At 43.5% G+C, this 26,948-nt stretch carries 34 protein-coding genes and 1 riboswitch; of the genes, 27 read left to right on the top strand and 7 right to left on the bottom strand.

The annotated features are described in order from the left end of the window. The first annotated feature begins 75 nt into the window (after window positions 1–75). The 3 genes from tapA to tasA all read left to right on the top strand — a co-directional run bounded on the left by tapA (window position 76) and on the right by tasA (window position 2,242). Complete coding sequence (gene tapA / locus AC07VD_RS15755; protein ID WP_024573387.1) at window positions 76–837, top strand: amyloid fiber anchoring/assembly protein TapA; 762 nt, start codon at window positions 76–78, stop codon at window positions 835–837. Continuing rightward, window positions 821–1,393, top strand: coding sequence for a signal peptidase I SipW (gene sipW / locus AC07VD_RS15750; protein WP_003246088.1), 573 nt, complete (start codon window positions 821–823; stop codon window positions 1,391–1,393). The genes tapA and sipW overlap by 17 nt, the downstream gene beginning before the upstream one ends. Window positions 1,394–1,456: 63 nt before the next feature. Further along, a complete protein-coding gene (gene tasA, locus AC07VD_RS15745) occupies window positions 1,457–2,242 on the top strand; it encodes a biofilm matrix protein TasA (protein WP_212130175.1) in 786 nt (261 codons plus the stop codon). Window positions 2,243–2,334: 92 nt separating this feature from the next. Here the strand turns inward: tasA and sinR are convergent, their stop codons facing one another. From sinR to AC07VD_RS15725, 4 genes are all read right to left on the bottom strand, one after another. Next, on the bottom strand, window positions 2,335–2,670 hold the full coding sequence (gene sinR, locus AC07VD_RS15740) for a transcriptional regulator SinR (RefSeq protein WP_003226345.1): 336 nt from the start codon (window positions 2,668–2,670) through the stop codon (window positions 2,335–2,337). Window positions 2,671–2,703: 33 nt separating this feature from the next. After that, complete coding sequence (sinI, locus tag AC07VD_RS15735; RefSeq protein ID WP_003230187.1) at window positions 2,704–2,877, bottom strand: anti-repressor SinI; 174 nt, start codon at window positions 2,875–2,877, stop codon at window positions 2,704–2,706. 182 nt (window positions 2,878–3,059) lie between these two features. Then, window positions 3,060–3,854 (bottom strand): YqhG family protein, encoded by a 795-nt coding sequence (locus AC07VD_RS15730; protein ID WP_003230200.1) that lies wholly within the window; start codon window positions 3,852–3,854, stop codon window positions 3,060–3,062. A 20-nt stretch (window positions 3,855–3,874) separates the two neighbouring features. Then, complete coding sequence (locus AC07VD_RS15725; RefSeq protein ID WP_047182869.1) at window positions 3,875–5,548, bottom strand: DEAD/DEAH box helicase; 1,674 nt, start codon at window positions 5,546–5,548, stop codon at window positions 3,875–3,877. 168 nt (window positions 5,549–5,716) lie between these two features. Further along, window positions 5,717–5,818: riboswitch (glycine riboswitch) on the top strand. Window positions 5,819–5,989: 171 nt separating this feature from the next. On the opposite strand from AC07VD_RS15725, the gene gcvT reads away from it, so the two are divergent. The 3 genes from gcvT to gcvPB are packed head-to-tail and all read left to right on the top strand — an operon-like array spanning window position 5,990 to window position 9,913. Next, window positions 5,990–7,078, top strand: a complete 1,089-nt coding sequence (gene gcvT / locus AC07VD_RS15720; RefSeq protein WP_494721809.1) for a glycine cleavage system aminomethyltransferase GcvT — start codon at window positions 5,990–5,992, stop codon at window positions 7,076–7,078. A gap of 29 nt (window positions 7,079–7,107) precedes the next feature. After that, complete coding sequence (gcvPA, locus tag AC07VD_RS15715; protein ID WP_494721810.1) at window positions 7,108–8,454, top strand: aminomethyl-transferring glycine dehydrogenase subunit GcvPA; 1,347 nt, start codon at window positions 7,108–7,110, stop codon at window positions 8,452–8,454. Beyond that, a complete protein-coding gene (gcvPB, locus tag AC07VD_RS15710) occupies window positions 8,447–9,913 on the top strand; it encodes an aminomethyl-transferring glycine dehydrogenase subunit GcvPB (protein WP_476692814.1) in 1,467 nt (488 codons plus the stop codon). Before gcvPA ends, gcvPB begins: the two co-directional genes overlap by 8 nt. 34 nt (window positions 9,914–9,947) lie before the next feature. Here gcvPB and AC07VD_RS15705 read toward each other — a convergent pair whose 3' ends face one another. Then, window positions 9,948–10,328 carry a rhodanese-like domain-containing protein gene (locus tag AC07VD_RS15705; protein WP_004398485.1) on the bottom strand — a complete coding sequence of 127 codons (381 nt, stop codon included), beginning with the start codon at window positions 10,326–10,328 and terminating at the stop codon, window positions 9,948–9,950. Window positions 10,329–10,518: 190 nt separating this feature from the next. Here AC07VD_RS15705 and lipM point away from each other — a divergent pair, with 190 nt between their 5' ends. The 3 genes from lipM to AC07VD_RS15690 all read left to right on the top strand — a co-directional run bounded on the left by lipM (window position 10,519) and on the right by AC07VD_RS15690 (window position 12,883). Next, entirely contained in the window at window positions 10,519–11,355 is an 837-nt protein-coding gene (lipM, locus tag AC07VD_RS15700) for an octanoyltransferase LipM (RefSeq protein ID WP_014664579.1), read from the top strand. 99 nt (window positions 11,356–11,454) lie between these two features. Then, window positions 11,455–11,883 (top strand): transcriptional regulator MntR, encoded by a 429-nt coding sequence (mntR, locus tag AC07VD_RS15695; RefSeq protein ID WP_003236923.1) that lies wholly within the window; start codon window positions 11,455–11,457, stop codon window positions 11,881–11,883. Between the two features lie 124 nt (window positions 11,884–12,007). Next, window positions 12,008–12,883, top strand: coding sequence for a patatin-like phospholipase family protein (locus tag AC07VD_RS15690; protein ID WP_015251724.1), 876 nt, complete (start codon window positions 12,008–12,010; stop codon window positions 12,881–12,883). Here AC07VD_RS15690 and AC07VD_RS15685 read toward each other — a convergent pair. Both AC07VD_RS15685 and AC07VD_RS15680 read right to left on the bottom strand, forming a co-directional pair. Further along, a complete protein-coding gene (locus AC07VD_RS15685; RefSeq protein WP_003226367.1) occupies window positions 12,880–13,275 on the bottom strand; it encodes an SA1362 family protein in 396 nt (131 codons plus the stop codon). The genes AC07VD_RS15690 and AC07VD_RS15685 overlap by 4 nt on opposite strands. A 39-nt stretch (window positions 13,276–13,314) precedes the next feature. Beyond that, on the bottom strand, window positions 13,315–14,271 hold the full coding sequence (locus AC07VD_RS15680) for a DUF1385 domain-containing protein (RefSeq protein WP_014477314.1): 957 nt from the start codon (window positions 14,269–14,271) through the stop codon (window positions 13,315–13,317). A 226-nt stretch (window positions 14,272–14,497) separates the two neighbouring features. On the opposite strand from AC07VD_RS15680, the gene AC07VD_RS15675 reads away from it, so the two are divergent. From AC07VD_RS15675 to folD, 18 genes are all read left to right on the top strand, one after another. After that, a complete protein-coding gene (locus tag AC07VD_RS15675; RefSeq protein WP_072557057.1) occupies window positions 14,498–15,034 on the top strand; it encodes a YqhR family membrane protein in 537 nt (178 codons plus the stop codon). Between the two features lie 86 nt (window positions 15,035–15,120). Continuing rightward, a complete protein-coding gene (gene aroQ / locus AC07VD_RS15670) occupies window positions 15,121–15,567 on the top strand; it encodes a type II 3-dehydroquinate dehydratase (protein ID WP_015384075.1) in 447 nt (148 codons plus the stop codon). Beyond that, window positions 15,564–16,625, top strand: coding sequence for an aminopeptidase PapA (papA, locus tag AC07VD_RS15665; RefSeq protein ID WP_494721811.1), 1,062 nt, complete (start codon window positions 15,564–15,566; stop codon window positions 16,623–16,625). Before aroQ ends, papA begins: the two co-directional genes overlap by 4 nt. Before the next feature lie 24 nt (window positions 16,626–16,649). Further along, window positions 16,650–17,207 (top strand): elongation factor P, encoded by a 558-nt coding sequence (gene efp / locus AC07VD_RS15660; RefSeq protein WP_003226377.1) that lies wholly within the window; start codon window positions 16,650–16,652, stop codon window positions 17,205–17,207. A gap of 144 nt (window positions 17,208–17,351) precedes the next feature. Further along, on the top strand, window positions 17,352–17,633 hold the full coding sequence (locus tag AC07VD_RS15655) for a YqhV family protein (protein WP_004398639.1): 282 nt from the start codon (window positions 17,352–17,354) through the stop codon (window positions 17,631–17,633). A gap of 75 nt (window positions 17,634–17,708) precedes the next feature. Further along, window positions 17,709–18,632 (top strand): stage III sporulation protein AA, encoded by a 924-nt coding sequence (gene spoIIIAA, locus AC07VD_RS15650; RefSeq protein ID WP_029317922.1) that lies wholly within the window; start codon window positions 17,709–17,711, stop codon window positions 18,630–18,632. Further along, entirely contained in the window at window positions 18,626–19,141 is a 516-nt protein-coding gene (gene spoIIIAB / locus AC07VD_RS15645; RefSeq protein ID WP_014477309.1) for a stage III sporulation protein SpoIIIAB, read from the top strand. Before spoIIIAA ends, spoIIIAB begins: the two co-directional genes overlap by 7 nt. Before the next feature lie 22 nt (window positions 19,142–19,163). Next, complete coding sequence (gene spoIIIAC / locus AC07VD_RS15640; RefSeq protein WP_003153142.1) at window positions 19,164–19,370, top strand: stage III sporulation protein AC; 207 nt, start codon at window positions 19,164–19,166, stop codon at window positions 19,368–19,370. Between the two features lie 6 nt (window positions 19,371–19,376). Then, complete coding sequence (spoIIIAD, locus tag AC07VD_RS15635) at window positions 19,377–19,778, top strand: stage III sporulation protein AD (protein ID WP_003230228.1); 402 nt, start codon at window positions 19,377–19,379, stop codon at window positions 19,776–19,778. Between the two features lie 18 nt (window positions 19,779–19,796). Beyond that, the gene (spoIIIAE, locus tag AC07VD_RS15630) at window positions 19,797–20,996 is read left to right on the top strand and encodes a stage III sporulation protein AE (RefSeq protein ID WP_017696428.1); all 1,200 of its coding nucleotides are present in this window, start codon (window positions 19,797–19,799) and stop codon (window positions 20,994–20,996) included. A gap of 13 nt (window positions 20,997–21,009) precedes the next feature. Continuing rightward, window positions 21,010–21,630 (top strand): stage III sporulation protein AF, encoded by a 621-nt coding sequence (gene spoIIIAF / locus AC07VD_RS15625; RefSeq protein ID WP_024573103.1) that lies wholly within the window; start codon window positions 21,010–21,012, stop codon window positions 21,628–21,630. Then, window positions 21,623–22,312 (top strand): stage III sporulation protein AG, encoded by a 690-nt coding sequence (gene spoIIIAG, locus AC07VD_RS15620; protein WP_014477307.1) that lies wholly within the window; start codon window positions 21,623–21,625, stop codon window positions 22,310–22,312. Before spoIIIAF ends, spoIIIAG begins: the two co-directional genes overlap by 8 nt. Further along, entirely contained in the window at window positions 22,313–22,969 is a 657-nt protein-coding gene (spoIIIAH, locus tag AC07VD_RS15615) for a stage III sporulation ratchet engulfment protein SpoIIIAH (protein WP_003230250.1), read from the top strand. 155 nt (window positions 22,970–23,124) lie between these two features. Further along, window positions 23,125–23,601 (top strand): acetyl-CoA carboxylase biotin carboxyl carrier protein, encoded by a 477-nt coding sequence (accB, locus tag AC07VD_RS15610; RefSeq protein WP_024573250.1) that lies wholly within the window; start codon window positions 23,125–23,127, stop codon window positions 23,599–23,601. A gap of 11 nt (window positions 23,602–23,612) precedes the next feature. Then, window positions 23,613–24,965, top strand: a complete 1,353-nt coding sequence (gene accC / locus AC07VD_RS15605; protein WP_003230253.1) for an acetyl-CoA carboxylase biotin carboxylase subunit — start codon at window positions 23,613–23,615, stop codon at window positions 24,963–24,965. 20 nt (window positions 24,966–24,985) lie between these two features. Further along, entirely contained in the window at window positions 24,986–25,393 is a 408-nt protein-coding gene (gene yqhY, locus AC07VD_RS15600) for a fatty acid biosynthesis protein YqhY (protein WP_003230254.1), read from the top strand. 262 nt (window positions 25,394–25,655) lie between these two features. Continuing rightward, window positions 25,656–26,051 (top strand): transcription antitermination factor NusB, encoded by a 396-nt coding sequence (gene nusB / locus AC07VD_RS15595; RefSeq protein ID WP_003230256.1) that lies wholly within the window; start codon window positions 25,656–25,658, stop codon window positions 26,049–26,051. A gap of 11 nt (window positions 26,052–26,062) precedes the next feature. Further along, window positions 26,063–26,914 (top strand): bifunctional methylenetetrahydrofolate dehydrogenase/methenyltetrahydrofolate cyclohydrolase FolD, encoded by an 852-nt coding sequence (folD, locus tag AC07VD_RS15590; protein WP_003230259.1) that lies wholly within the window; start codon window positions 26,063–26,065, stop codon window positions 26,912–26,914. Window positions 26,915–26,948: the final 34 nt, after the last annotated feature.

Here is a 26,948-nt window from a genome sequence, read left to right as displayed (position 1 = left end):
TATACTCTATTTGTGAAGTTCTTTAAAGAGAACGATTGTCATATCAAGTTACAGTGTTTTACAGGAGGGTAAGATATGTTTCGATTGTTTCACAATCAGCAAAATGCGAAGACGAAACTGAAAGTTCTGCTTATCTTTCAGCTTTCAGTCATTTTCAGTCTGACTGCCGCACTATGCTTACAATTTTCCGATGATACAAGCGCTGCTTTTCATGATATTGAAACATTTGATGTCTCACTTCAAACGTGTAAAGACTTTCAGCATACAGATAAAAACTGCCATTATGATAAACGCTGGGATCAAAGTGATTTGCACATATCAGATCAAACGGATACGAAAGGCACTGTATGCTCACCTTTCGCCTTATTTGCTGTGCTCGAAAATACAGGTGAGAAACTTAAGAAATCAAAGTGGAAGTGGGAGCTTCATAAGCTTGAAAATGCCCGCAAACCGTTAAAGGATGGGAACGTGATCGAAAAAGGATTTGTCTCCAATCAAATTGGCGATTCACTTTATAAAATTGAGACGAAGAAAAAAATGAAACCCGGCATTTATGCATTTAAAGTATATAAACCGGCAGGCTACCCGGCAAACGGCAGTACATTTGAGTGGTCGGAGCCTATGAGGCTTGCAAAATGCGATGAAAAACCGACAGTCCCTAAAAAAGAAACAAAGTCGGACGTCAAAAAGGAGAATGAAACAACACAAAAAGATATACAGGAAAAAACAATGAAAGAAGAAACATCTCAAGAAGCTGTAACCAAAGAAAAAGAAACTCAATCAGACCAGAAGGAAAGCGGGGAAGAGGATGAAAAAAGCAATGAAGCTGATCAGTAATATTTTATACGTGATCATCTTTACTCTTATTATTGTGCTGACACTTGTCGTGATTTCAACACGTTCATCCGGGGGAGAGCCGGCAGTGTTTGGGTATACGCTGAAATCAGTTCTGTCAGGTTCGATGGAGCCGGAGTTCAATACAGGTTCCTTAATATTGGTCAAAGAAATCACTGATGTGAAAGAGCTCCAAAAAGGTGACGTTATTACATTTATGCAGGATGCAAATACGGCGGTCACCCACAGAATTGTTGACATAACAAAGCAAGGAGACCATTTGTTATTTAAAACAAAAGGTGATAATAATGCAGCAGCTGATTCAGCGCCTGTATCGGACGAAAATGTTCGCGCGCAATACACAGGTTTTCAGCTTCCATATGCCGGCTATATGCTTCATTTTGCCAGCCAGCCGATTGGAACGGCTGTATTATTGATTGTTCCCGGCGTGATGCTGTTAGTTTACGCTTTTGTGACGATCAGCAGCGCCATTAGAGAAATTGAAAGAAAGACAAAAGCCTTGGAAACAGATACAAAGGACAGCACCATGTCTACTTAACTTCAGTTGTAAACCTGGCAACAGGTTTCGATATAAAATCATTCAATAAAAGGGGAGTTTACCATGGGTATGAAAAAGAAATTGAGTTTAGGAGTTGCTTCTGCAGCACTAGGATTAGCTTTAGTTGGAGGAGGAACATGGGCAGCATTTAACGACATTAAATCAAAGGATGCTACTTTTGCATCAGGTACGCTTGATTTATCTGCTAAAGAGAATTCAGCGAGTGTGAACTTATCAAATCTAAAGCCGGGAGATAAGTTGACAAAGGATTTCCAATTTGAAAATAACGGATCACTTGCGATCAAAGAAGTTCTAATGGCGCTTAATTATGGAGATTTTAAAGCAAACGGCGGCAGCAATACATCTCCAGAAGATTTCCTCAGCCAGTTTGAAGTGACATTGTTGACAGTTGGAAAAGAGGGCGGCAATGGTTACCCGAAAAACATTATTTTAGATGATGCGAACCTTAAAGACTTGTATTTGATGTCTGCTAAAAATGATGTAGCGGCTACTGAAAAAATCAAAAAACAAATTGACCCTAAATTCTTAAATGCAAGCGGTAAAGTCAATGTAGCAACAATTGACGGTAAAACCGCTCCTGAATATGATGGTGTTCCAAAAACACCAACTGACTTCGATCAGGTTCAAATGGAAATCCAATTCAAAGATGATAAAACAAAAGATGAAAACGGGCTTATGGTTCAAAATAAATATCAAGGCAACTCCATTAAGCTTCAATTCTCGTTCGAAGCTACACAGTGGAACGGCTTGACAATCAAAAAGGACCATACTGATAAAGACGGTTATGTGAAAGAAAATGAAAAAGCGCACAGCGAGGATAAAAATTAATAACAGCAATAAAAAGAGACGGCCCAGTATTCATATACTGGGCCGTCTCGATGTTTATTGACAAAAGAGGAGTTAGTGCCTCTGCTCAGGCACTACTCCTCTTTTTGAGATTTTCTCCATTTTTGATAATCTAAAAATTCACGAAATTGTTTTTTCGATACCCCGGATGTCATCGCATCGCGAACCAATTTCTCCCATTCACTATCTAATTGACCATCGTATTCGGTTTCATGTTTCTCATCGAGCAAAGTATGAACCGAGACGTCCAGAACAGCGGAGACTTTTTCGAGAAATTGAATGGAGGGGTTCGTTTGTAGATTTCGTTCTATTGAGCTTAAATAAGACTTCGCTACCCCAGCTTTTTCAGCTAGTTCTGATAGTGAGTAGCCTTTTTCTTTACGGTATTGTTTAATACGCTGGCCAATCAATGTCATCACCTTCCTTGTGATATTATAGCACATTCAGAAAGGATTTACGGTATGACTTCTGGCTGCCGGACCAGGATGAGCAGACTTTTTGTTTAAAAGTAAATATTTTCGTATTTCTTCCGGGCTGATATTTGCCTCTTTGGCTTCCACCATTAATTCAACCCATTCTTGATCCAATTCAAAGTGCTCTTGTTTTGCATTCTTCATGCAGTTTCTCCTCCTAAAATACTTGTTTATGTATTTCAGCCAGTCCGGCCATGACTTATTGTATGCTTCATTAGTCTCTGGAAGTCATTTGCCATTAAATCGCCAGAATTTTTTTCCAATATACCTTTATTATAATCGTATTTTCTCAAAAAAAACGAGAATGATGTCGAATGGTAAAAAAGTTAGCTTGAAATATTATTTTGCAGATAAAACAATCCGCCATTTTCAATTTCAACTGATATCTTTGGTTGATACAAGGTTTTCAGCGCCTGTTTTTCTAGATGGTATTCTTCTGGTTTTTCTTCTATATGCTCGTAAAACTTATCAAGCAATGTCATATCATTCTTCCACCTGTTAACCGCCTGTTCCGCCCAGTCGGACGGCTCCTGCATAGCGGATTTGGAAATATAGTTTTCCATACGCTTAAGTCCGCTTTCTGGTTTGATCATAGGTGAAATGGTGAAGCAATAGTCACATATTTGAGACGTCAGTGAAAACTGGGTCAGCTTGCTTTGAAAATCTTCAATTATCGTTCCAGAGACTAGGTGAAGACCTAGTGACAATAACTTATCCTTTTTCATGTCGGACTGGTATGAAATCGTGACATTTATACCAAGCCAAGGCTGAAGTGGGACTTTAGCTCCGGCTGATTCAATTTTCTCATACATTCTGGTAAATCTCCCATTTTGTTTAACAGCTTTAAATATTTGAAAAAGACGCGGGGCCCCAAAATATATAAATTCACCATCTAGGTCTTTTGGCGCATTTTCTTTATCTGTAATAAAAGTGATTTTCATTGGATTCGGATCACCGCCTGTCTTCTCGCGCCAATGCCAGTAGAAAGGGCGGTTCATGATTTGTTTGTCCATTTCAACTGTAAGCTGCACTGTCATATAGCCTAAGCCTTGATCGACGATTTGGCAGCTGTTTGCTTGAAAAAAACGCAGCAGAAAATCGTGAACCTCTTGCTGTCTCACTAATAAAACCTCCTTACAGGCTAAGATCCTCTTTTTTCAGCAGGCAGCTGTTTTTTATAAGACAAAAATGAGGTTAAGTTATCCATTTTTATTTTCATTTCTTCTTCTGTTGCTGAGTGATACAAAATGTCATGAAGGTGCTCTTCAAAATTGTTCACTTGTATCTTCGTTAAAATATCATCAAGTTCACCGACCACTTTTTCAAACAAATGAATTTTTTCATATAAAAGCTTTAGAATATGCTCTTCCACCGTATGTTTTGTCGCCATGTTATAAATATGCACGTCACGCTCCTGCCCGAGTCTGTGAATTCTTCCGATTCTTTGCTCAAGCCGCATCGGGTTCCATGGCAGGTCATAGTTGATCATGTGATTGCAAAATTGCAGGTTAATTCCCTCACCGCCTGCTTCAGTTGCAATAAGGACTTGGATTTTTCCGCGGAAAAGATCCTTCATCCAGTCTTTTTTTCCACGTTTAAATCCGCCTCTAAACGGCACAGAACTGATGCCGTTTTGCTGAAGAAACCACTGCAGATAAATCTGGGTTGCACGGTATTCTGTAAAAATGATGACCTTATCGTCGATCTTTTTGATCAAGTCAACAACTTGAAGCGCTTTAGAGTTTTGTGTCACTTGATTGATGCGATCTATCAAAACTGAAATCGTATCCTCATCAATGGCAGGTGCTTGTTTCTCTTTTTGATCAAGCATCTTTTTCAGCGTCATATATACCGCTTCTCTGCTCGAACAGCATTCTCTTTGCAAGGTCATAATCGAGAACATGCTGGCCGGTTTATTGATACTTTCCTTCAAGCGAGAAATTTCATCATAAAGCGCCTGCTCTGATGGAGAAAATTGAATCGGCACTGTTTCAACATGGCGCTGTTTCCAATTCAGCCCTGTATCATGCCGCCTGTTACGGATCATGACTTTATTCACAAGATCTTTTAAATGTTCATGCGCTTCTAAACTGGATTTCTTCTTGGCGAACTCCTCCTGAAAGTGATTCTGACTGCCTAAATGGCCGGGTTTTAATAAGGACACCAAATTGAAAATCTCTTCGATACGGTTCTGGATTGGCGTCGCGGTAAGAAGCAGGCAATATTTTTTTACGAGATTCCGGACAAATTCATAGTTCTTCGTTTTGCTATTTTTCAGTTTGTGTGCCTCATCAATAATGACAAGATCATATGGGATAGACAGAACGATTTCTCGATGGGGCGAGCGCTTCGCGGTGTCTATTGATGAGACGACAATATCGCATTGCTCCCACACATAGCTTTTCTTTTGTTCAACAGCCGGAATCAAAAATTTTTCCTGAAGCTCTTTGACCCATTGTGACACAAGGGAAGCGGGCACAAGGATCAAAATTTTTTTTGCTAACCCGCGAATCATATATTCTTTTAGAATCAGTCCAGCTTCAACCGTTTTTCCGAGACCAACCTCATCTGCTAAAATCGCTTTCCCGTTCATTTTTTCAACCACTTTTTGCGCCACTTCAAGCTGGTGGGGGAGCGGCGTAAAGGAAGGCAGATATAAAGGAGCCCGTAAGCCTTCAAACTCTGGAATTGCTAATGTTTTCTGGATTTCTGCAGAGAGCTTGTACAGTTCCCAGTTTGCCCAAGGGCCATCGTTTTTCAGTCTTTCAGCAAATTCTTCAGGCCATTTTGCATCGTAGATCATTTCTGTATTCATTGCTTTGAAACCGCCTTTCTTATTCTTCGATTCTTAAGATGAATAATATAAGAAAAATCTGCCCAAATTGCTGTTGCCCAGCATATAGTGATGATGGTAGGATATGAGTATGTATTTGATGTAAGATATTGCTATAGTATGTCCATAACAGCATGAAAATATGAGCGAATGACAGCAAGGGGAGAGACCTGACCGAAAACCTCGGGATACAGGCGCCGAAGGAGCAAACTGCGGAGTGAATCTCTCAGGCAAAAGAACTCTTGCTCGACGCAACTCTGGAGAGTGTTTGTGCGGATGCGCAAACCACCAAAGGGGACGTCTTTGCGTATGCAAAGTAAACTTTCAGGTGCCAGGACAGAGAACCTTCATTTTACATGAGGTGTTTCTCTGTCCTTTTTTGTATATTTTTTAGCTGCGCCGTTGATAAAGGGGAGGAATTAGATGCTGAAAAGAACGCCGTTATTTGACCTGTATAATGAATATGGAGGAAAAACGATTGATTTCGGAGGCTGGGAGCTTCCTGTTCAATTTTCTTCTATAAAAAAAGAACACGAGGCTGTCCGAACTGCAGCCGGTTTGTTTGATGTATCTCATATGGGAGAAGTCGAAGTGTCAGGGAACGACAGTCTGTCTTTTTTGCAAAGATTGATGACAAATGATGTTTCCGCGTTAACGCCAGGCCGTGCTCAATATACAGCGATGTGTTACCCGGATGGCGGAACCGTCGATGATTTGCTTATCTATCAAAAAGGAGAGAACTGCTATCTGCTTGTCATTAATGCTTCTAATATAGATAAAGACTTGGCTTGGATGAAAGAACATGCAGCAGGTGATGTGCAGATTGACAATCAGTCAGATCAAATCGCGCTCTTGGCTGTACAGGGACCGAAAGCAGAAGCGATCTTAAAAAATCTGACAGATGCGGATGTGTCTGCATTAAAGCCGTTTGCGTTTATTGATGAAGCCGATATCAGCGGCCGCAAAGCACTTATTTCACGCACTGGCTATACGGGAGAAGACGGGTATGAAATTTACTGCCGCAGTGATGATGCTATGCATATTTGGAAAAAAATCATCGATGCAGGGGATGCATACGGATTGATTCCATGCGGTCTCGGTGCACGTGATACACTCCGGTTTGAAGCGAAGCTCCCGCTCTACGGTCAGGAGCTGACCCGGGATATTACACCGATTGAAGCAGGTATAGGCTTTGCTGTAAAGCACAAAAAGGAGTCTGACTTTTTTGGCAAGTCAGTATTGAGTGAACAAAAAGAAAACGGAGCGAAGCGCAAACTTGTCGGTCTCGAAATGATTGAAAAAGGGATACCGCGGCACGGATATGAGGTTTTTCAAAATGGCAGGTTTGTCGGAAAGGTGACAACCGGCACGCAGTCACCGACATTAGGGAAAAACGTCGGCCTTGCCTTAATTGATTCGGAAACGAGTGAGATCGGGACTGTTGTAGATGTAGAGATTCGCAAAAAATTAGTGAAAGCAAAGGTTGTCAAAACACCATTTTATAAACGCTAATATTTTTTCTTGGAGAGAGGAGACAACACATGAAGCACCGTTATTTGCCCGCAACAGAAAAGGATAAACAGGAGATGCTTGCTACTATCGGCGTAAGCAGCATCGATGATTTATTTGCTGATATACCGGAAAACGTCAAATATAAAAAAGAGTATCAAATCAAAAAAGCGAAATCAGAAACAGAATTAATTAGAGAACTGACAAAGCTGGCCTCTAAAAATCGTGATACCGTACAATACGCTTCTTTCTTAGGAGCGGGTGTATATGACCACTATCAGCCTGTCATTGTGGATCATGTTATTTCGCGCTCTGAGTTTTATACCGCATATACGCCTTATCAGCCAGAGATTTCACAAGGAGAGCTCCAGGCTATTTTTGAATTCCAAACGATGATCTGTGAACTGACAGGCATGGATATCGCCAACTCCTCGATGTATGACGGCGGAACAGCCTTGGCAGAAGCAGCAATGCTTGCTTCAGGCCACACGAAAAAGAAAAAAATTGTTGTGTCAAAAACCGTGCATCCTGAATCGCGAGAGGTGCTGAAAACGTACGCAAAAGGTCAGTATATTGATGTTGTTGAAGTACCCGCTGCGGATGGCGTTACGGATCTTGATGCATTGCGCCAAACCGTTTGCGAGAACACAGCCGCAGTGATCGTTCAGTACCCGAATTTTTTCGGCCGGATCGAGCCGCTAAAGGATATTGAGCCTATCGCTCATCAAGGGAAATCCATGTTTATTGTTTCAGCCAACCCGCTGGCGCTAGGTCTTCTCACTCCGCCGGGCAAGTTTCAGTCTGATATCGTCGTCGGTGATGCGCAGCCTTTCGGCATTCCTTCAGCATACGGCGGCCCGCATTGCGGCTTTTTTGCCGTTACTAAAAAATTAATGAGAAAGGTGCCGGGCCGTCTTGTCGGACAAACGGAAGACGAAAACGGAAAAAGAGGCTTTGTGCTTACCCTGCAAGCCAGGGAGCAGCATATCCGCCGGGATAAAGCAACATCAAATATATGCTCCAACCAAGCTTTAAATGCGCTGGCAGCATCAGTGGCCATGACTGCTCTCGGAAAAAACGGCGTAAAAGATATAGCCCGCCAAAATCTCTTAAAAGCCAACTATGCAAAGCAAGAAGCAAAAAAAGCAGGCCTTACCGTTATGTTTGATGGGCCGATGTTTAATGAATTTGTCATCAAACTGGATGAGCCGGTGAGAGCTGTGAACAGGCGTTTGCTGGCAAAAGGCATGATTGGCGGATATGATCTTGGGTTGACGTATCCGGAGCTGGACTGCCATATGCTGATTGCTGTAACGGAGCTGAGAACAAAAGAAGAAATTGACGCACTCATTCAGGAATTGGGGGATCGCCATGAGTAATCAGGACCAGGCACTTATTTTTGAACTTTCAAGAGAAGGCCGAATCGGCTACAGTCTGCCGGAGCTCGATGTACCGGAAATCGAATTGGAGGACCTCTTGTCAGACACCTATATTCGTGACGAAGACGCAGCGCTGCCGGAGGTTTCAGAGCTGGACATCATGCGCCATTATACAGCGCTGTCCAAACGCAATCACGGGGTGGATTCCGGTTTTTATCCTCTCGGTTCTTGCACGATGAAATATAATCCGAAAATCAATGAAAAAATCGCACGTATACCTGGTTTTGCTGCGATTCATCCCCTTCAGGATGAAGACACGGTGCAAGGCGCATTAGAGCTTTTATATGATTTAAGCAAGCACCTTGAAGAAATAACGGGAATGGATGAGGTTACGCTTCAGCCTGCTGCCGGAGCGCACGGCGAATGGACGGGGCTGATGATGATCCGTGCCTATCATGAAGCTCGCGGGGATTTCAAGCGGACGAAGGTCATTGTCCCTGATTCCGCGCATGGGACGAATCCTGCATCAGCAACAGTAGCAGGCTTTGAAACCGTTACGGTGAAATCGAATGAAAAAGGGCTTGTTGATTTAGAGGATTTAAAAAGAGCAGTGAATGAAGAAACTGCAGCTCTTATGCTGACGAATCCGAACACGCTCGGCTTGTTTGAGGAGCAGATTACAGAGATGGCGGAAATTGTACACCAAGCGGGGGGGAAACTGTATTATGACGGCGCTAATTTAAATGCCGTTTTAAGCAAGGCGAGACCTGGAGATATGGGATTTGACGTGGTGCACCTCAACCTGCATAAAACATTCACAGGCCCTCATGGCGGCGGAGGCCCCGGCTCAGGCCCTGTCGGCGTAAAAAAAGATCTGATTCCTTATTTGCCAAAGCCAGTTTTAGTCAAAAAAGAAGGGCGCTTTACGTTTGATTATGACCGCCCTCATGCGATTGGCCGAGTGAAGCCGTATTACGGCAACTTTGGCATTAATGTGAGAGCGTATACGTATATTCGCTCCATGGGGCCTGACGGATTAAAGGCTGTTACTGAGAACGCAGTGTTAAACGCCAACTATATGATGAGGAAGCTCGCGCCTTATTACGATCTTCCGTTTGACCGTCATTGCAAGCATGAATTTGTATTATCAGGGAAGCGGCAGAAAAAGCTGGGAGTGCGTACGCTTGATATTGCAAAACGGCTGCTTGATTTCGGCTATCATCCGCCGACGATTTATTTCCCGCTTAATGTTGAAGAATGCATCATGATCGAGCCGACAGAGACCGAATCAAAGGAAACACTGGACGCGTTTATTGATGCTATGATTCAAATCGCAAAAGAAGCGGAGGAGAATCCGGAGCTTGTTCAGGAGGCCCCGCATACAACGATTGTAAAAAGAATGGATGAAACAAAAGCGGCGAGACACCCGGTGCTCAGATACGAGGCAGAAGAAAGATAAATAAAAACAGCTGTCTACCAGACAGCTGTTTGCTTTATTTCTTCGCTTTAATCTTTCCGCCCCATTTTTTAAAGCCGCCTTTTAGGTTGTAAATCTCAGTGCAGCCGTTTTTGCGCAGGGTTTGTGCCGCGCGTCCGCTGCGGACACTGTTTTGGCAGTACAGGTAAACAGGCTTGTCCGTACGGATCTCATTTTTTCTCTGTTTCAGCTGGGAAAGCGGGATGTTGCGGGCGCCTAAAATATGTCCGCCCTCAAACTCATTTGGCTCACGAACATCAATAAGCTGCGCTTTGCGGTAACCCGCGCGGAATTCTTCTTCGGTAAGTGTTTTCATAATTCGCTGCTGATAGACATATGAAGCAATCATATAGATGATAAATGCAGCAAAAATAATCAAAACGATCATATTAGACAATGTGATTCTACTCCTTTAGCATATAAAATCAAAACCCTGCTTCATAAAACAAGGTCATAGAGCCGTTTTCGACAAATACTATTATAGTAAAGCACAGCGTGATTGTCATCTATAATGGAACTAAAATATTTTTCATTTTCCCGACAGTTTGATAAACTGATTCTATTAAAACGGTAAGGAAGGTCTTAAAATGCAAAAAGAAACTTGGCGGTTTATAGACTCAGGCAATGCAAGTCCTGCATTCAATATGGCGCTTGATGAAGCGCTTTTATATTGGCACAGCGAAAAGAAAATCCCCCCGGTTATCCGTTTTTACGGCTGGAATCCGGCGACACTTTCTGTAGGGTATTTTCAAAATATTAAAAAGGAAATCAATTTTGAAGCAGTACATAAATATAATCTCGGATTCGTCAGACGCCCGACCGGCGGGAGAGGTGTGCTGCACGATCAGGAACTGACATACAGCGTAATTGTTTCGGAAGAGCACCCCGAGATGCCGGCAACTGTTACTGAGGCTTACCGGGTTATTTCAGAAGGCATACTTCAAGGCTTTAGAAATCTCGGTCTGGACGCTTACTTTGCCATCCCGAGAACTGAAAAAGAAAAAGAAAGCTTAAAAAATCCGCGGTCATCTGTTTGTTTTGACGCGCCTTCATGGTATGAGCTAGTGGTTGAGGGGCGCAAGGTGGCGGGAAGCGCGCAAACGAGACAAAAAGGCGTGATTCTTCAGCATGGCTCCATTCTGCTTGATTTGGATGAGGATAAGCTGTTCGATCTGTTCTTATATCCGAGTGAAAGAGTAAGAGAACGGATGCAGCGCAATTTCAAAAATAAAGCGGTTGCCATTAATGAACTCACTGAAAAGCGGGTGACGATGGATGAGGCTCGTAAAGCCTTTAAAGAAGGATTTGAAACAGGTCTTAACATTCATTTGGAGCCATATGAACTTTCTCAGGAAGAGCTTGATTTTGTTCATCACTTGGCTGAAACAAAGTACGCTTCAGATGAATGGAATTATAAGCGGTAAACAGGGCTTTTGACCCGCGGAGCATCCTTGTTTTTTCAAGTTCATTAGTGTAAACTTGTAATGGTTTATAAAGTTAAGGTGCTTTTTGGGAGGGTTTCGATGACAACACCAAGTATGGAAGATTATATTGAACAGATTTATATGCTGATTGAAGAAAAAGGATATGCACGAGTTTCCGATATCGCGGAAGCATTGGCAGTCCATCCCTCCTCTGTAACAAAAATGGTTCAAAAACTAGATAAAGACGAATATTTAATTTATGAAAAATATCGCGGTCTCGTGTTAACGTCTAAAGGGAAAAAAATAGGCAAACGGCTGGTATACAGACATGAATTGCTTGAGCAGTTTTTAAGAATCATTGGTGTTGATGAAGAGAAAATATATAACGATGTCGAAGGAATCGAACATCATTTAAGCTGGAACAGCATTGATCGCATCGGGGATCTTGTTCAATATTTTGAAGAAGATGATGCCCGTAAAAAAGATCTGAAATCAATCCAAAAGAAAACAGAACATCATAATCAGTAAAAAGGCGGTCTCAAAGGAGGCCGTCTTTTTTGATGCGCTGCGCCGCCCGTCATTCGTTGGTCTATTTCTTCGCATGTTTTCTTAAAATGGTAATAAACGATCGGATGGAGGGGGAGGGAATGAGATGTATATTGACGGTGTGTTTTCCGGCGGAGGAGTAAAAGGCATTGCGCTTGCAGGCGCTTATGAAGCGCTTGAGGAAAAAGGCTTCCGCTTTAAAAGGGTTGCGGGTACAAGCGCGGGCGCCATTATTGCCGCTTTCATTGCGTCAGGTTACACCAGTAAGGAAATCCACGCTTTAATTGAAGAAGTGGACGGAGAGAAATTGCTGGATCAGAGGTACTCTTTTCTCCCCTTAAAAATGCTCCAGTGGGTGTCCATCTACTGGCGTCTTGGCTTATACAAAGGCGATACGATAGAAAAATGGATTGCTGATCTGTTAAGAGCGAAAGGCATAAGGGTTTTCGGCGATTTGCAGAAAGGGTCTCTGCGCCTTATTGCTTCTGATCTGACAAACGGCACCATGATTGTTTTGCCGGACGATTTGGCCCGTTACGGGTTAAATCCCGATATGTTCCCGGTTGCCAGAGCGGTCAGAATGAGCTGCAGCATTCCGTATTTTTTTGAACCGATAAAATTAAAAACGGACACAGGCACCGCCACGGTTGTCGACGGAGGTGTGTTAAGCAATTTCCCCATCTGGCTGTTTTCAAAGGAAAGAAAGCGCCCTGTGATCGGTGTGACGCTTGCGCCGCGTGAAAGAGAGCGTCCGAAAAAAAATATCCGCAACGCTTTTGAACTGTTCGGCGCCCTGTTTGAAACGATGAAGGATGCCCATGACGCAAGGCACATTGCATCACGCTATGAACAAAATATCATTTTTCTCCCGGTTGATGGCGTAATGGCAACTGATTTTCATTTAACACAACAAAAAAAACTAGCCCTGATTGAGCTAGGTAAAAGACGGACAGAGCTGTTTTTAAAGCAGTGGACCTATTAAAAAAGCGCCCTGTTTTTCTTTTTATTTTTTTTCCCTTCTATAACAGTCAGCTGAGTCTGGCTTTTTTTCTTGAGAATCATCGGCTTAGGCTTGCTGGCGCTCGGAACGCTTCGCAGGTGGCTGACACGTCCCTTATGTCCGGCGCGGTGTTTTGCTTTTTGTTCTTTCATCCGGCGCCGCGATTGTTTCGCCGCTTTTTTGAAGGCTGCTCCTTCGCTGCCCGCATTTCGATTCATTACATATTTCACAATAAAATAAATAATGATACCTGCCACGATGACGGTTACCGCCATTTTTGCCATTTCTCCGGGATTGGTTACCAGCACATAGAGGAAACCGAACGCTCCCAGCGCAATTAATACAGCAATAATAGGTTGTACACGATGATTCATAACTGTCCACCTCCGAAAGTAATAGCAGGGCAACGGATTTTAGATGACGTTGTGAGAAGGCTTCTGATTTTGCTCAGACAATTCTTCGAGTCTGAGAAGTTCGTTAAAGCTTTCGATGGCAACTTCAACCTGGTCATCCTTAGGTTCCTTTGTGGTTAACAGCTGAAGCCAAAGTCCCGGGTACCCAAGTAATTTCAGACCGGGAATGTCACGCACTTTGTTTGTCAGCTGCAGAACTTCAAAGGATATACCAAGCACGACCGGTATCAGTGCGACACGATCTATAACACGCAGCCAAAGCGGATCTGTCGGAACGAGTAAATAAACAAACATGCCGACAATAATCGTAAATAAAATAAAGCTTGATCCGCAGCGGTAATGAAGCCGAGATTGGTTTTGGACATTCTCTACGGTAATTGGCAAATTCTGTTCATAACAGTTTATGACTTTATGTTCGGCTCCATGATATTGAAACACTCTTTTAATGAGCGGTGTCATGGACAAAAAATAGATGTAACCGAGCAGCAAAATCAACTTAAACAGGCTTTCAACCGCGATTTGCGCTGTGTCCGAGGAAAAAATCGGCCTTGTCAGTTCAGCTAAGAAAACTGGAACCAATGTAAATACGAATTTACTGAACAAAAATGATAGGACGCCTATAACTGCGAGGCTGAGATACATAGACAGCCCGGAGGATTTTTTTTCTTCCTGCTCAAGTGTCTCGTCTTCAGATGGATCGAGCCCGTAACGTTCGCTTGAAAAATTCAGATGCTTTGTGCCGTTTGCACTCGCTTCGATAATGGCCGCGATCCCCCGTAAAAACGGTATCTTTTTCACGATGTTCAGTTTCGGGTTGTGTTTGCGTGGAAGCTTAAAAAAGTCAATGCTTCCATCCGTTCTTCTGATGGCTGTAACGTAATGATGCTTTCCGCCAAACATAACGCCTTCCACAACAGCCTGCCCGCCGTAAGCGGGCGGAACTTTATGTTTTGACATATTATCAACCTGCCTATTTCTTTAGGATTGCTAACCATTTCCTTTCACTCTATTGTACAGGAAACAGCGCTAAACCTCTAGATTGACAGGCTGAAAAAATTGCCATAGCCTTGCTTTTTCTACATGCATTATACCCGTTATTTTCAAATTTTACTCGCAGCTGCCAAAAAGTGTGAGCTTTTTTATTGACATTTCATTTTTGGGGCACACTTTAACTGGAGGTGCCATGATGACAAGCGAAAAAGATACAGAACAAAATGAAGAATTGAATGAGAAGCAAAAGCCGCCTGTTTCAATGGCCGGCAGAGTGGCGGCAACAGGTTTTTGCGGAGGTGTACTTTGGAGTTTCGTTGCTTATATCGCATATTTGTTTCATTTTTCCGAAATCAGCCCGAATATGATATTGCAGCCGTTTGTGCTCGGAGAGTGGAAAAAACATGGGCTGGGAACGGTAATCAGCATCATTTTGATTGGAGTAATTTCAATTGGCGCAGCGTTTCTTTATTTTCTTCTATTGAAACGTTTAAAAACAATGTGGCCGGGTATTTTATACGGCTTGGTGCTTTGGCTGCTCGTGTTTTTTGTTTTTAATCCGATTTTTCCAGAAGTGCGCACGGTGACCGAACTGACATCAGATACAATTATTACGACCATTTGCATTTATTTGCTTTACGGGCTGTTTGTCGGGTATTCCATTTCATTTGAATACAATGAGCTGAATTCGGAAAAGCTTGCACGTGCGCTGGGAATGCATAGAGAATAGTGTATAATCCTTTTCCAGTATGATAAAATGTTCACGAGAAGTGAACATTTTTTACATGAGAAACCCTCGCGAAAAGGAGAGATTATGTGCCTCATTTTTTGATTTTGAACGGACCGAATGTTAACCGGCTTGGGAAGCGTGAGCCTGAAGTATTCGGCCGCCAGACACTGACCGATATTGAAACAGATCTTTTTCAGTTTGCTGAAGCCTTACATATCCAGCTCACTTTCTTCCAGTCTAATCACGAAGGTGATTTGATAGATGCGATACATGAGGCTGAGGAGCAATACAGCGGGATTGTTCTGAACCCTGGCGCCCTGAGTCATTACAGCTATGCGATCAGGGATGCTGTTTCAAGCATCAGTCTTCCTGTGGTAGAGGTGCATTTATCAAACTTATACGCCAGGGAAGAATTCAGGCATCAGTCGGTTATCGCTCCTGTTGCGAAAGGGCAGATTGTCGGTCTTGGAGCTGAAGGCTACAAGCTTGCTGTTCGCTACTTATTAAGCCAGCAAGGGGGAGAATCAAGATGAAGCTAGAGAAATTAAGAAACCTGTTTGGACAGCTGGGAATTGACGGCATGCTGATTACAAGCAGCACGAATGTACGCTATATGACAGGGTTTACAGGTTCAGCGGGTTTGGCTGTTATATCGGGTGACAAAGCAGCGTTTATTACGGATTTTCGTTATACTGAGCAGGCGAAGGTTCAGGTAAAGGGCTTTGAGATCATTGAACATGGCGGCAGCCTGATTCAGACCACTGCCAACACTGTTGAATCGTTTGGCATCAAGCGTCTCGGCTTTGAACAGAACAGCATGACATATGGCACTTACGCTTCATACAGCGCCGTTATCAGTGATGCCGAATTAGTGCCTGTGGCTGAATCCGTGGAAAAGTTGCGCTTGATTAAGTCTAGTGAAGAGATTAAGATATTAGAGGAAGCTGCGAAGATTGCAGATGATGCCTTCAGACATATCTTGACGTTTATGAAACCCGGCATTTCTGAAATCGCTGTTGCCAATGAGCTGGAGTTTTATATGAGAAGCCAGGGAGCAGACAGCTCTTCTTTTGATATGATTGTCGCCTCAGGCCTTCGTTCAAGCCTTCCGCACGGTGTGGCCAGTGACAAACTGATTGAAAGCGGAGACCTTGTTACGCTTGATTTTGGCGCTTATTATAAAGGATATTGTTCTGATATTACCCGGACGGTCGCTGTAGGTCAGCCCAGTGATCAATTGAAGGAGATCTATCAGGTTGTATTTGATGCTCAGGCGCTTGGCGTCGCACATATTAAGCCGGGAATGACAGGAAAAGAGGCTGACGCCCTCACAAGGGATCATATTGCTGCAAAAGGCTACGGTGACTATTTCGGCCATTCAACCGGGCACGGGCTCGGCATGGAAGTTCATGAATCGCCGGGATTATCCGTCAGATCTTCAGCTATCCTTGAACCGGGTATGGTGGTCACAGTGGAGCCGGGCATTTACATACCAGAAACAGGCGGTGTCCGCATTGAAGATGACATCGTGATTACAGAAAACGGCAACCGGATAATCACCCATTCCCCAAAAGAACTTATTATTTTGTGATTGGAATATAGGAGGACATTAAACATGATTTCAGTTAACGATTTCCGTACAGGATTAACAATTGAAGTAGATGGCGGCATTTGGCGCGTCGTTGACTTCCAGCACGTAAAACCTGGAAAAGGTGCGGCATTTGTCCGCTCTAAACTCCGCAACCTTCGCACTGGCGCGATTCAGGAAAAAACATTCCGCGCTGGTGAAAAAGTAGCGAAAGCGCAAATCGAAACCAAAACAATGCAATATCTATATGCAAACGGAGATCAGCACGTATTTATGGATACTTCTTCTTATGAGCAGCTTGAACTGAGCGCAACTCAAATCGAAGAAGAATTAAAATACCTGCTAGAAAACATGTCTGTGCATATCATGATGTACCAGGATGAAACACTTGGTATCGAACTTCCAAACACAGTTGAGCTGAAAGTTGTTGAAACTGAACCTGGTATTAAAGGTGATACAGCGTCAGGCGGTACAAAACCTGCGAAAACTGAAACCGGGCTTGTTGTAAACGTGCCGTTCTTTGTGAATGAAGGCGACACACTTGTTGTCAATACATCAGACGGTTCTTACGTTTCAAGAGCATAGAAAGAAAAAAAGAAGTCTGTTCCCAAATGGGAGCAGGCTTTTTTTGTGCCCAAAAACAGAATCTTTCTTTTATACGAAAATGACAAGACTACTTCAGCAAGCTAGAGCATATCATATAAAAAAATGGGAGGTTGGGAGAGTGCTATGAAATTTTTACTTGGAAATATCAATTCTACTGTTTTAACAATGGCGGGATTACGAGTTTTATCCTCTATGATTGAGCTGACGGCAGCAATTGTCATGCTTGTGACCAACGATGTCCGGAAGGCGGTTGTGGTTAACAGCATTCTCGCTATTGTCGGTCCGTTGATTTTTATCATTACAATGACTGTCGGAATCTACCAAATTGCCGGGCAGCTTTCGTATGCAAAGCTGATTCTGATTTTTACGGGTGTTGTTTTGATTTTGGCGGGTGTTCATAAATAAAGAGAGGCTTGTCATAAAGTCTGCCTCACATCATACATTTTAAAGAAGCCAATCGGTAGAAAGGAGGAGGCTCTGTTGAATGAAATTGCTGAGGTTCTCCCTGAATCCATGAAAAACGCCCTTTCTGAAATACCGGAACAACAATGGCTGGAAATCGAAGAAGTCAGAATTCGGATCAACCGCCCTGTTGAATTGATTCGAAGAGGACAACCTGTTTATTTGTCCTATGCGGGCACGGCCGAGGATGCCCATCTGATCCTGAGCCGGCTCAGCAACTATAGTATGTATACACTAGAAGAAGAGCTGAAGAAAGGGTATGTCACGATCAGAGGCGGCCACAGAGTCGGACTGGCGGGCAGAGTCATTACGGAAAACGGAGGTGTGAAAGGCCTCCGTGACATCGCATCTTTTAATATACGAATTGCCCGGCAAAAGCTGGGGATTGCGGAGCCGCTGCTTCCATACTTATATCAAAACAGCTGGCTGAATACGCTGATTATCGGACCGCCCCAAACCGGCAAAACAACACTTCTCCGGGACCTTGCGAGGCTCTCAAGCACCGGCAAAAAACCCATGCTGCCCGTTAAGACAGGAATCGTCGATGAACGGTCAGAAATTGCCGGGTGTCTTCGCGGCATTCCGCAGCATCAATTTGGTCAGAGAATTGACGTGTTAGACGCCTGTCCAAAAGCTGAAGGGCTGATGATGATGATTCGATCCATGAGCCCTGAGGTGATGATTGTCGATGAAATCGGGCGTATGGAAGATACAGATGCACTTCTGGAGGCGCTGCATGCCGGTGTTTCAGTAATCGTGTCGGCGCATGGCTGGAGCATATCCGACCTGATGAAGCGGCCTTCATTGAAGCGTTTGTGGGAAGAAAGAGCCTTTGACCGCTATTTGGAATTATCGAGAGCGAAGGGGCCGGGCACAGTGAGCCAAATTTATGACAAAGACGGAAATGTGCTGTCTAGAACGACGGGCGTGAAAACATGCTGAAGCTGCTGGGCGCTGTATTCATTGTGGTAGCGACAACATGGACAGGTTTTGAGATGGCGAAGATTTATACAGAACGGCCGCGGCAAATCCGCCAGCTGCGTGCGGCGCTTCAATCCCTCGAGGCTGAAATCATGTACGGCCATACACCGCTTCATACTGCTTCACAGCAGATTGCCAAACAGCTCGCACAGCCTGTTTCAGCTCTTTTTTCCGCATTCAGTGATCAGCTGGACAAGGGAAGTGATTCCGCGAAAACGGCGTGGGAGCAAAGCTTAAAGAAGGTATGGGACACCCTGTCTTTGAAAAAAAGCGAATACGAAGTGCTGAAGCAGTTTGGCGAGACGCTTGGGATTCATGATCGAATCTCTCAGCAAAAGCACATCAAGCTGGCGCTGACACATTTGGAAGCCTCGGAAGCGGATGCTGAGCAGGCGCAAGCGAAAAATGAAAAGATGATAAAAAGTTTGGGCTTTTTAGCGGGCTTGTTACTCATTCTTCTATTGATGTAAACGTGAGGGGAGCAAAAATAAAATGGGAGTAGACGTGAATGTCATATTTCAAATCGCCGGAGTGGGGATCGTGGTCGCTTTTTTACACACGATATTGGATCAGATGGGCAAGAAAGAATACGCTCAGTGGGTGACGCTGTTAGGTTTTATCTATATTTTATTTATGGTCGCCACGATTGTAGATGACCTATTTAAAAAGATAAAAGCTGTGTTTTTATTCCAAGGATAGGGGGGCTTGCAGATTGACATTGTTCAAATTGTAGGTTTAGGGCTGATCGCCACCTTCCTTTCTTTAATCGTAAAAGAACAAAAGCCGACTTTTGCGTTTTTAATCGTCGTTTTTGCCGGATGTGCCATTTTTCTTTATTTGGTAGACCAAATCTACGACATTATTCGAATGATAGAAAAAATTGCGATTAATGCAAATGTCAACATGGTCTATGTTGAAACCATTTTAAAGATTATCGGAATCGCCTATATTGCTGAATTCGGGGCGCAGCTCACAAAAGATGCCGGCCAAGGGGCCATCGCCTCGAAAATAGAATTGGCGGGAAAAATTTTAATTCTCGTTATGGCTGTGCCTATTTTAACCGTCATTATCGAGACGATTCTCGGACTTATACCTTCTATGTCATAACCGAAAGGAGGCGGTAGATTGAAGCGCTTTCAATGGGTTTTGCTTTTGGCCGTGCTGATTATAGCAGGCCGTGCAGAAATTGTACAAGCAGCTGGTAATGCAGAAAAAACGGAAGACCATGCTGAAACAGCTGAGCAATTAGCGGAAAGGACAGCAGCCTCGCTTGAAACAGATAAGATCGGGGAATTTTGGAATGACATTATGACAGAATACGGTGGACTGCTGCCGGAAAGCCAAAAAGGCAGCTTAATGGAGTTTATCAATGGCGATAAATCATTCTCACCGCAAGAATGGCTGAAAGCTCTCTTTTCTTATTTGTTTCATGAAGTGCTTGCCAACGGAAAGCTGCTGGGCACATTGATTTTGCTCACGATTTTTTGCGTCATTCTGCAGCTTCTGCAAAATGCTTTTCAGCAAAGCACCGTCAGTAAGGTCGCTTACTCAATTGTGTACATGGTGCTGATTATCCTTGCGCTTAATAGCTTTCATGTGGCAATTAACTATGCAACTGAGGCGATTCAGACGATGACCAGCTTTATCCTGGCGCTCATTCCGCTCCTCTTGGCGCTTTTGGCTTCCTCAGGCGGAGCTGTATCTGCTGCCTTCTTTCATCCTGTTATCCTCTTCCTGATGAACACGAGCGGTCTCTTGATTCAGAATATCGTCATGCCGCTGATTTTCTTATCAGCGATTCTGAGCATTGTCAGCACCATGACCGAACAATACAAAGTAACGCAGCTGGCTAACCTGCTCAGAAATATCGCCATCGGAGCGCTGGCTGTTTTTCTTACCATCTTTCTCGGCGTCATCTCTGTTCAGGGAGCCTCAGCTGCAGTGACAGACGGCATTACGCTCAGGACGGCTAAATTTATAACCGGAAATTTTATTCCTGTGCTTGGCCGAATGTTTACAGACGCAACAGATACAGTAATCAGCGCCTCTTTACTGCTGAAAAATACGGTAGGGATTCTCGGTGTCGCTATTTTGATCTGTATCGCGGCATTTCCGGCAATCAAAGTGCTTTCCCTCGCTTTTATTTATAAGCTGGCAGCCGCGATTCTTCAGCCGCTTGGAGGCGGACCCGTCATCACCTGCCTCGACGTCATCAGCAAAAGCGTCATTTATATTTTTGCAGCTCTCGCTATTGTGTCTCTCATGTTTTTTTTAAGCCTTACTGTCATAATCACAGCCGGAAACCTCACGATGATGATGAAATGAAGGAGGCAGGCGAATGAGTTTTTTAACGGAATGGCTTACCACTATCGTGTTGTTTATCCTATTTGCAATTGTGATTGATATGCTGCTGCCGAGCTCCAGCATGCAAAAGTACGCAAAAATGGTAGTCAGCCTGCTCTTGATTGTCGTCATGCTTACGCCGATTTTTAAACTTTTCAAGACAGACCCCGAAATCATCTTTGAATATCTCACAAAAAACGGGCAGTCAGAGTCTGCCGACATAAAAAATCAAATCAATTCAAAAAAAATAGAAATACAAGCTTCCCAGCGCGCATATATTCTAGAAGAAATGGCTGTCCAACTAAAAAAGAAAGCGGAGGAGAGATTCAGTCATGATGAATATAAAGTAGGCCGCATCAAACTCACGGCAGGAGAAAAGGTAGATTCAGAAGAGGATATTAAAACAATCAGCGTGTATATGGCCCCGTCTTCTGAAAAAACGGTCCAAACGGTCGCGCCGGTCCACATTGATACAGATCATGCATACGTAACAAAAGAAGCAGCCGAACAAAAAGAAGCCAAACAGATACAAACGCGGCTCGCGGACATTTGGGAAATCGGAAGTGAGAAAATTACGGTTCATATGGAAGGCGGGGAGAGTGTCGGCAATGAATAAAAACGGATTATGGAATGTATTGAAAAAGCAGTTTCTTCCGGGACAAACGAAGGACGGCGAAAAGCCGAAGCTGACCAAATATCATTACTTTCTATTCGTTTTTGTTCTCGGAGTTTCCTTTATGCTTGTCAGCCAGCTGTTTTCTTCACCTGAGAAAACTGAAAACGCCAAAACGATAACGGCCGTATCATCGCAACATTCCGCAGACAGCAAAGAGAAAACAGCCGAAGTGTTTAAAGCCTCAAAATCTGATAAACCTAAAGACTCGATCGATGACTATGAAAAAGAATACGAAAATCAGCTGAAAGAAATCCTTGAAACAATCATTGGTGTGGACGATGTCTCGGTTGTCGTGAATGTAGATGCAACGTCGCTGAAAGTATACGAAAAAAACAAATCAAACAAAAATACAACCACTGAAGAAACTGACAAAGAAGGCGGAACAAGAAGCGTTACAGACCAAACATCGGAGGAAGAAATCGTCATGATCAAAAACGGCGATAAAGAAACACCTGTCGTCGTCCAAACGAAAAAACCTGATATACGCGGTGTACTCGTTGTTGCTCAAGGAGTGGACAACGTTCAAATAAAACAAACCATTATCGAAGCGGTGACACGGGTCCTGGATGTTCCAAGCCACCGGGTTGCGGTTGCCCCTAAAAAAATAAAGGAGGATTCATAAATGCTTAAAAAACAAACCGTTTGGCTATTAACAATGCTCAGTCTTGTCGTGGTGTTAAGCGTCTACTATATCATGTCGCCGGAAAGCAAAAACGCCGTGCAGATGCAAAGTGAAAAAAGCGCGTCTGACAGCGGAGAGGTCGCAACTGAAAAAGCGCCTGCCAAGCAAGACACGAAGGAAAAAAGCGGTACAGAAACTGAAAAAGGAAAAGAAGATGGAACAAAGGGAACGAAAGATTCATCAGCAGACAAGGAAACATCCGCTGAAGCCAGTGAAAAAGGAACTGTTGTTACGGAAACAGCCGATGATGATTTGTTTACAACGTACCGTCTTGATTTAGAAGATGCCAGAAGCAAAGAAAGAGAAGAGCTGAATGCCATTGTATCAAGCGATGATGCAACAGCCAAGGAGAAAAGCGAAGCATACGATAAAATGACGGCTCTCAGTGAAGTGGAAGGAACAGAAAAACAGCTGGAAACGCTGATTAAAACACAAGGTTACGAGGATGCGCTTGTTAATGCTGAAGGAGATAAAATCAATATTACAGTCAAATCAGACAAACACTCTAAATCGAAGGCGACAGCCATTATAGACCTTGTGGCAAAAGAAATCAAAACAATGAAAGATGTCGCTGTCACATTTGAACCCTCTAAATAAGAATGAGGGAAAAAAGCCCGCTAAACAAGCGGGCTTTTTGCGTTGCTGTCATATTAGAGTTGAATTCAAAAGTCCGCTCCTGTAAGATGAACATAGTATGTACTTTTAGTAGTAACCTATAAAAAAAGAAATTTCATACATAGGAGTGCGATTGAATGTTAAATATCAAAGAAATCCACGAGCTGATTAAAGCAATTGACGAGTCTACAATTGACGAATTCGTATATGAAAATGAAGGTGTATCCTTAAAACTGAAAAAACACGAAGCAGGCACGGTTCAAGTCATGCAGCAGGCACCGGCAGCACCTGTACAAGCACAGGCTCCGCAGGCAGTCCAGCCGCAAGCGCAGCAAGCAGCACCTGCCCAAGAAGCACCAAAGCAAGATGAGAATCTGCATAAAATCACTTCACCAATGGTAGGAACATTTTATGCTTCTTCATCACCGGAAGCTGGCCCGTATGTAACAGCCGGTTCAAAAGTAAATGAAAACACAGTTGTCTGCATTGTAGAAGCGATGAAGCTTTTCAACGAAATCGAAGCAGAAGTGAAAGGCGAAATCGTTGAAGTATTAGTAGAAAACGGCCAGCTGGTCGAATACGGACAACCTCTATTTCTTGTAAAAGCGGAGTAAGGAGACTTAACATGATTAAAAAGCTATTGATCGCCAACAGAGGAGAAATTGCTGTCAGAATCATCAGAGCCTGCAGAGAGCTCGGAATTGAGACTGTCGCTGTTTATTCAGAAGCTGATAAAGATGCCCTTCATGTTCAAATGGCCGATGAAGCTTTTTGTATCGGACCGAAAGCATCAAAAGACAGCTATTTAAATGTTACAAATATTGTGAGTGTTGCAAAGCTGACTGGCACGGACGCCATTCATCCGGGATACGGATTTTTAGCTGAAAATGCTGATTTCGCTGAATTATGTGAAGAAGTTAATGTCACGTTTGTCGGCCCGAGCGCTGACGCCATTTCAAAAATGGGAACAAAAGACGTTGCGCGGGAAACGATGAAACAGGCCGGCGTGCCAATCGTACCGGGTTCACAGGGAATTATAGAAAATGTGGAAGAAGCGGTTTCGCTTGCTAATGAAATTGGGTATCCTGTAATTATAAAAGCCACCGCAGGCGGAGGCGGAAAAGGAATTAGGGTTGCCCGCACTGAAGAGGAACTGATTAATGGCATTAAGATTACACAGCAGGAAGCGGCAACTGCATTTGGGAATCCAGGTGTATACATCGAAAAATACATAGAAGATTTTCGCCACGTTGAGATCCAAGTGCTTGCTGATAACTACGGAAATACGATCCATTTGGGCGAACGCGACTGCTCGATCCAAAGACGCCTGCAAAAGCTTTTGGAAGAATCACCATCTCCTGCCCTTGATTCAGAAATCAGGGAGCAAATGGGAGATGCAGCGGTAAAGGCTGCAAAAGCGGTTGGCTATACAGGTGCTGGAACAGTTGAATTTATCTATGACTACAATGAACAGCGCTATTACTTCATGGAAATGAACACGAGAATCCAGGTGGAGCACCCAGTCACAGAAATGGTGACGGGAACTGACCTGATCAAGGAACAAATCAAAGTGGCTTCAGGAATGGAACTGAGCCTCAAGCAAGAAGATGTTGAATTTGAAGGCTGGGCCATCGAATGCCGAATCAACGCAGAAAACCCAAGCAAAAATTTCATGCCGTCACCTGGTGAAATTAAAATGTACCTGCCTCCTGGCGGTCTTGGTGTCCGTGTCGATTCAGCTGCGTACCCTGGCTATTCCATCCCACCGTACTATGACAGCATGATTGCAAAGGTAATCACATACGGAAAAACGAGGGATGAAGCGATTGCCCGCATGAAGCGCGCATTGAGCGAATTCGTCATCGAAGGCATTGAGACAACAATCCCTTTCCATTTAAAACTGCTTGAACACGAAACATTTGTGAGCGGAGAGTTTAATACGAAATTTTTAGAAACATATGATGTAATGGGCTCATAATTTTTACGGAGGTGAATTGAATGAAAGACAACAGCTTGCTTAAAATGGATCACGAAGATACGCATTTGGGTAAGGTTGAGATTGCACCGGAGGTCATTGAGGTCATTGCCGGCATTGCAGCATCAGAAGTTGATGGAGTTGCCGAAATGCGCGGAAACTTTGCGACAGGCGTCGTTGAGCGCTTTGGCAAAGTGAATCATGGCAAAGGTGTCAAAGTCGACCTGGCGGATGACGGAATTACGATCGATGTATACTGTGTCGTTACATTTGGCGTTTCGATTCCGAAAGTTGCAGCATCCGTTCAGGAAAACATTCGTCAAACCTTATTAAATATGACGTCTCTTTCGATTAACGAGATCAATATTCACATCGTCGGCATTCAATTTGACACAAAAGCCCAAGAAGTCCAAATCGACGAAGAAATGTAAATGGCTTAACACGAAACCAAGGGGAGGGCGGCCCTTTGGTTTTTTTACACGTTACCCTTTATTTCAAAGCATGAAGAAAGCCGGCTTACATAGCCGAGTTTCTTCATGAACGTGAAATCCGAATAATCATATTAAGGTGTGTGAAAATATTCGGCAATAGGGTAAAAAACCTTGATTTCAATATGCGGATACGAAAAAAATATGTTATGATCTCTTTGTGGCTTAACGACAAGCGGATAAAGAGGATCAAAGGAGAAAGAAAATGAAAAGAAGAACAGCAAGAGAAAAAGCTTTGCAGGCACTATTTCAAATTGATGTCAGCGATATTGCAGTGAATGAAGCCATAGAACACGCACTGGATGAAGAAAAAACAGATCCTTTCTTTGAACAGCTTGTACACGGGGTATTGGAACACCAAGACCAGCTGGATGAAATGATCTCCAAGCATCTGGTGAATTGGAAGCTCGATCGGATTGCCAATGTTGACCGTGCGATTTTGCGCCTGGCAGCATATGAAATGGCATATGCCGAAGACATTCCGGTGAATGTCTCCATGAACGAAGCGATTGAGCTGGCAAAACGGTTTGGTGATGACAAAGCGACAAAGTTTGTAAACGGGGTTCTTTCTAACATTAAATCTGATATTGAACAATCATAGGAGGAAAGAAAATGACTGCAACAATCATCGACGGAAAAGAAACGGCTAGAGAAAAACGCGAACAATTGGCAAAAGAGGTAGAAGAGCTTAAAAAGCAAGGCGTCACTCCCGGACTGGCGGTTATTTTGATTGGAGATGATCCTGCTTCTCACTCTTACGTGCGAGGAAAGAAAAAAGCGGCAGAAACAATGGGAATGAATTTCAAGCTCGATCAATTTGACAGCAGCCTCACAGAAGCTGAACTGCTTTCCATTATTGATCAATATAACCAAGACCCTGAGTTTCATGGCATTCTCGTTCAGCTTCCGCTCCCAGACCATATTTCTGAAAAAGCGGTGATCGAACGTATCTCTCCTGATAAAGATGTAGACGGTTTTCATCCGTTAAACGTAGGGAAAATGCTGCTTGGCGAAGATACGTTTCTTCCTTGCACGCCTCATGGAATTGTTGAGCTTTTGAAGAAAACCAATATTGACCTTTCCGGTAAAGAGGTTGTTGTAGTCGGCCGAAGCAACATTGTCGGCAAACCTGTCGGCCAGCTTTTATTAAATGAAAACGCGACGGTTACTTACTGTCATTCAAGAACAGAAAATATTACTGAACATACGAAAAAAGCGGACATCCTGGTGGTGGCAGTCGGCAGAGCCAACTTCATCAGTGCAGACCAGATCAAAGAGGGCGCTGTTGTCATTGACGTCGGCGTTAACCGTCTGGAAAACGGAAAGCTTTGCGGAGACGTTGAATTTGAAGGGGCAAAGGAAAAAGCGTCCTTCATCACGCCGGTTCCGGGCGGAGTAGGTCCGATGACCATCACGATGCTTGCGCATAATACTGTTAAATCTGCGAAACGTACGTTATCATAGATAATTGGAGATATTCACAGGCGAAATGTTTGCC

This window comes from Bacillus sp. GW821-FHT01G09 (genome assembly GCF_059422205.1).
Note: the sequence above shows the minus strand (reverse complement) of the source record. Positions and strands in the feature narration are given on the sequence as shown.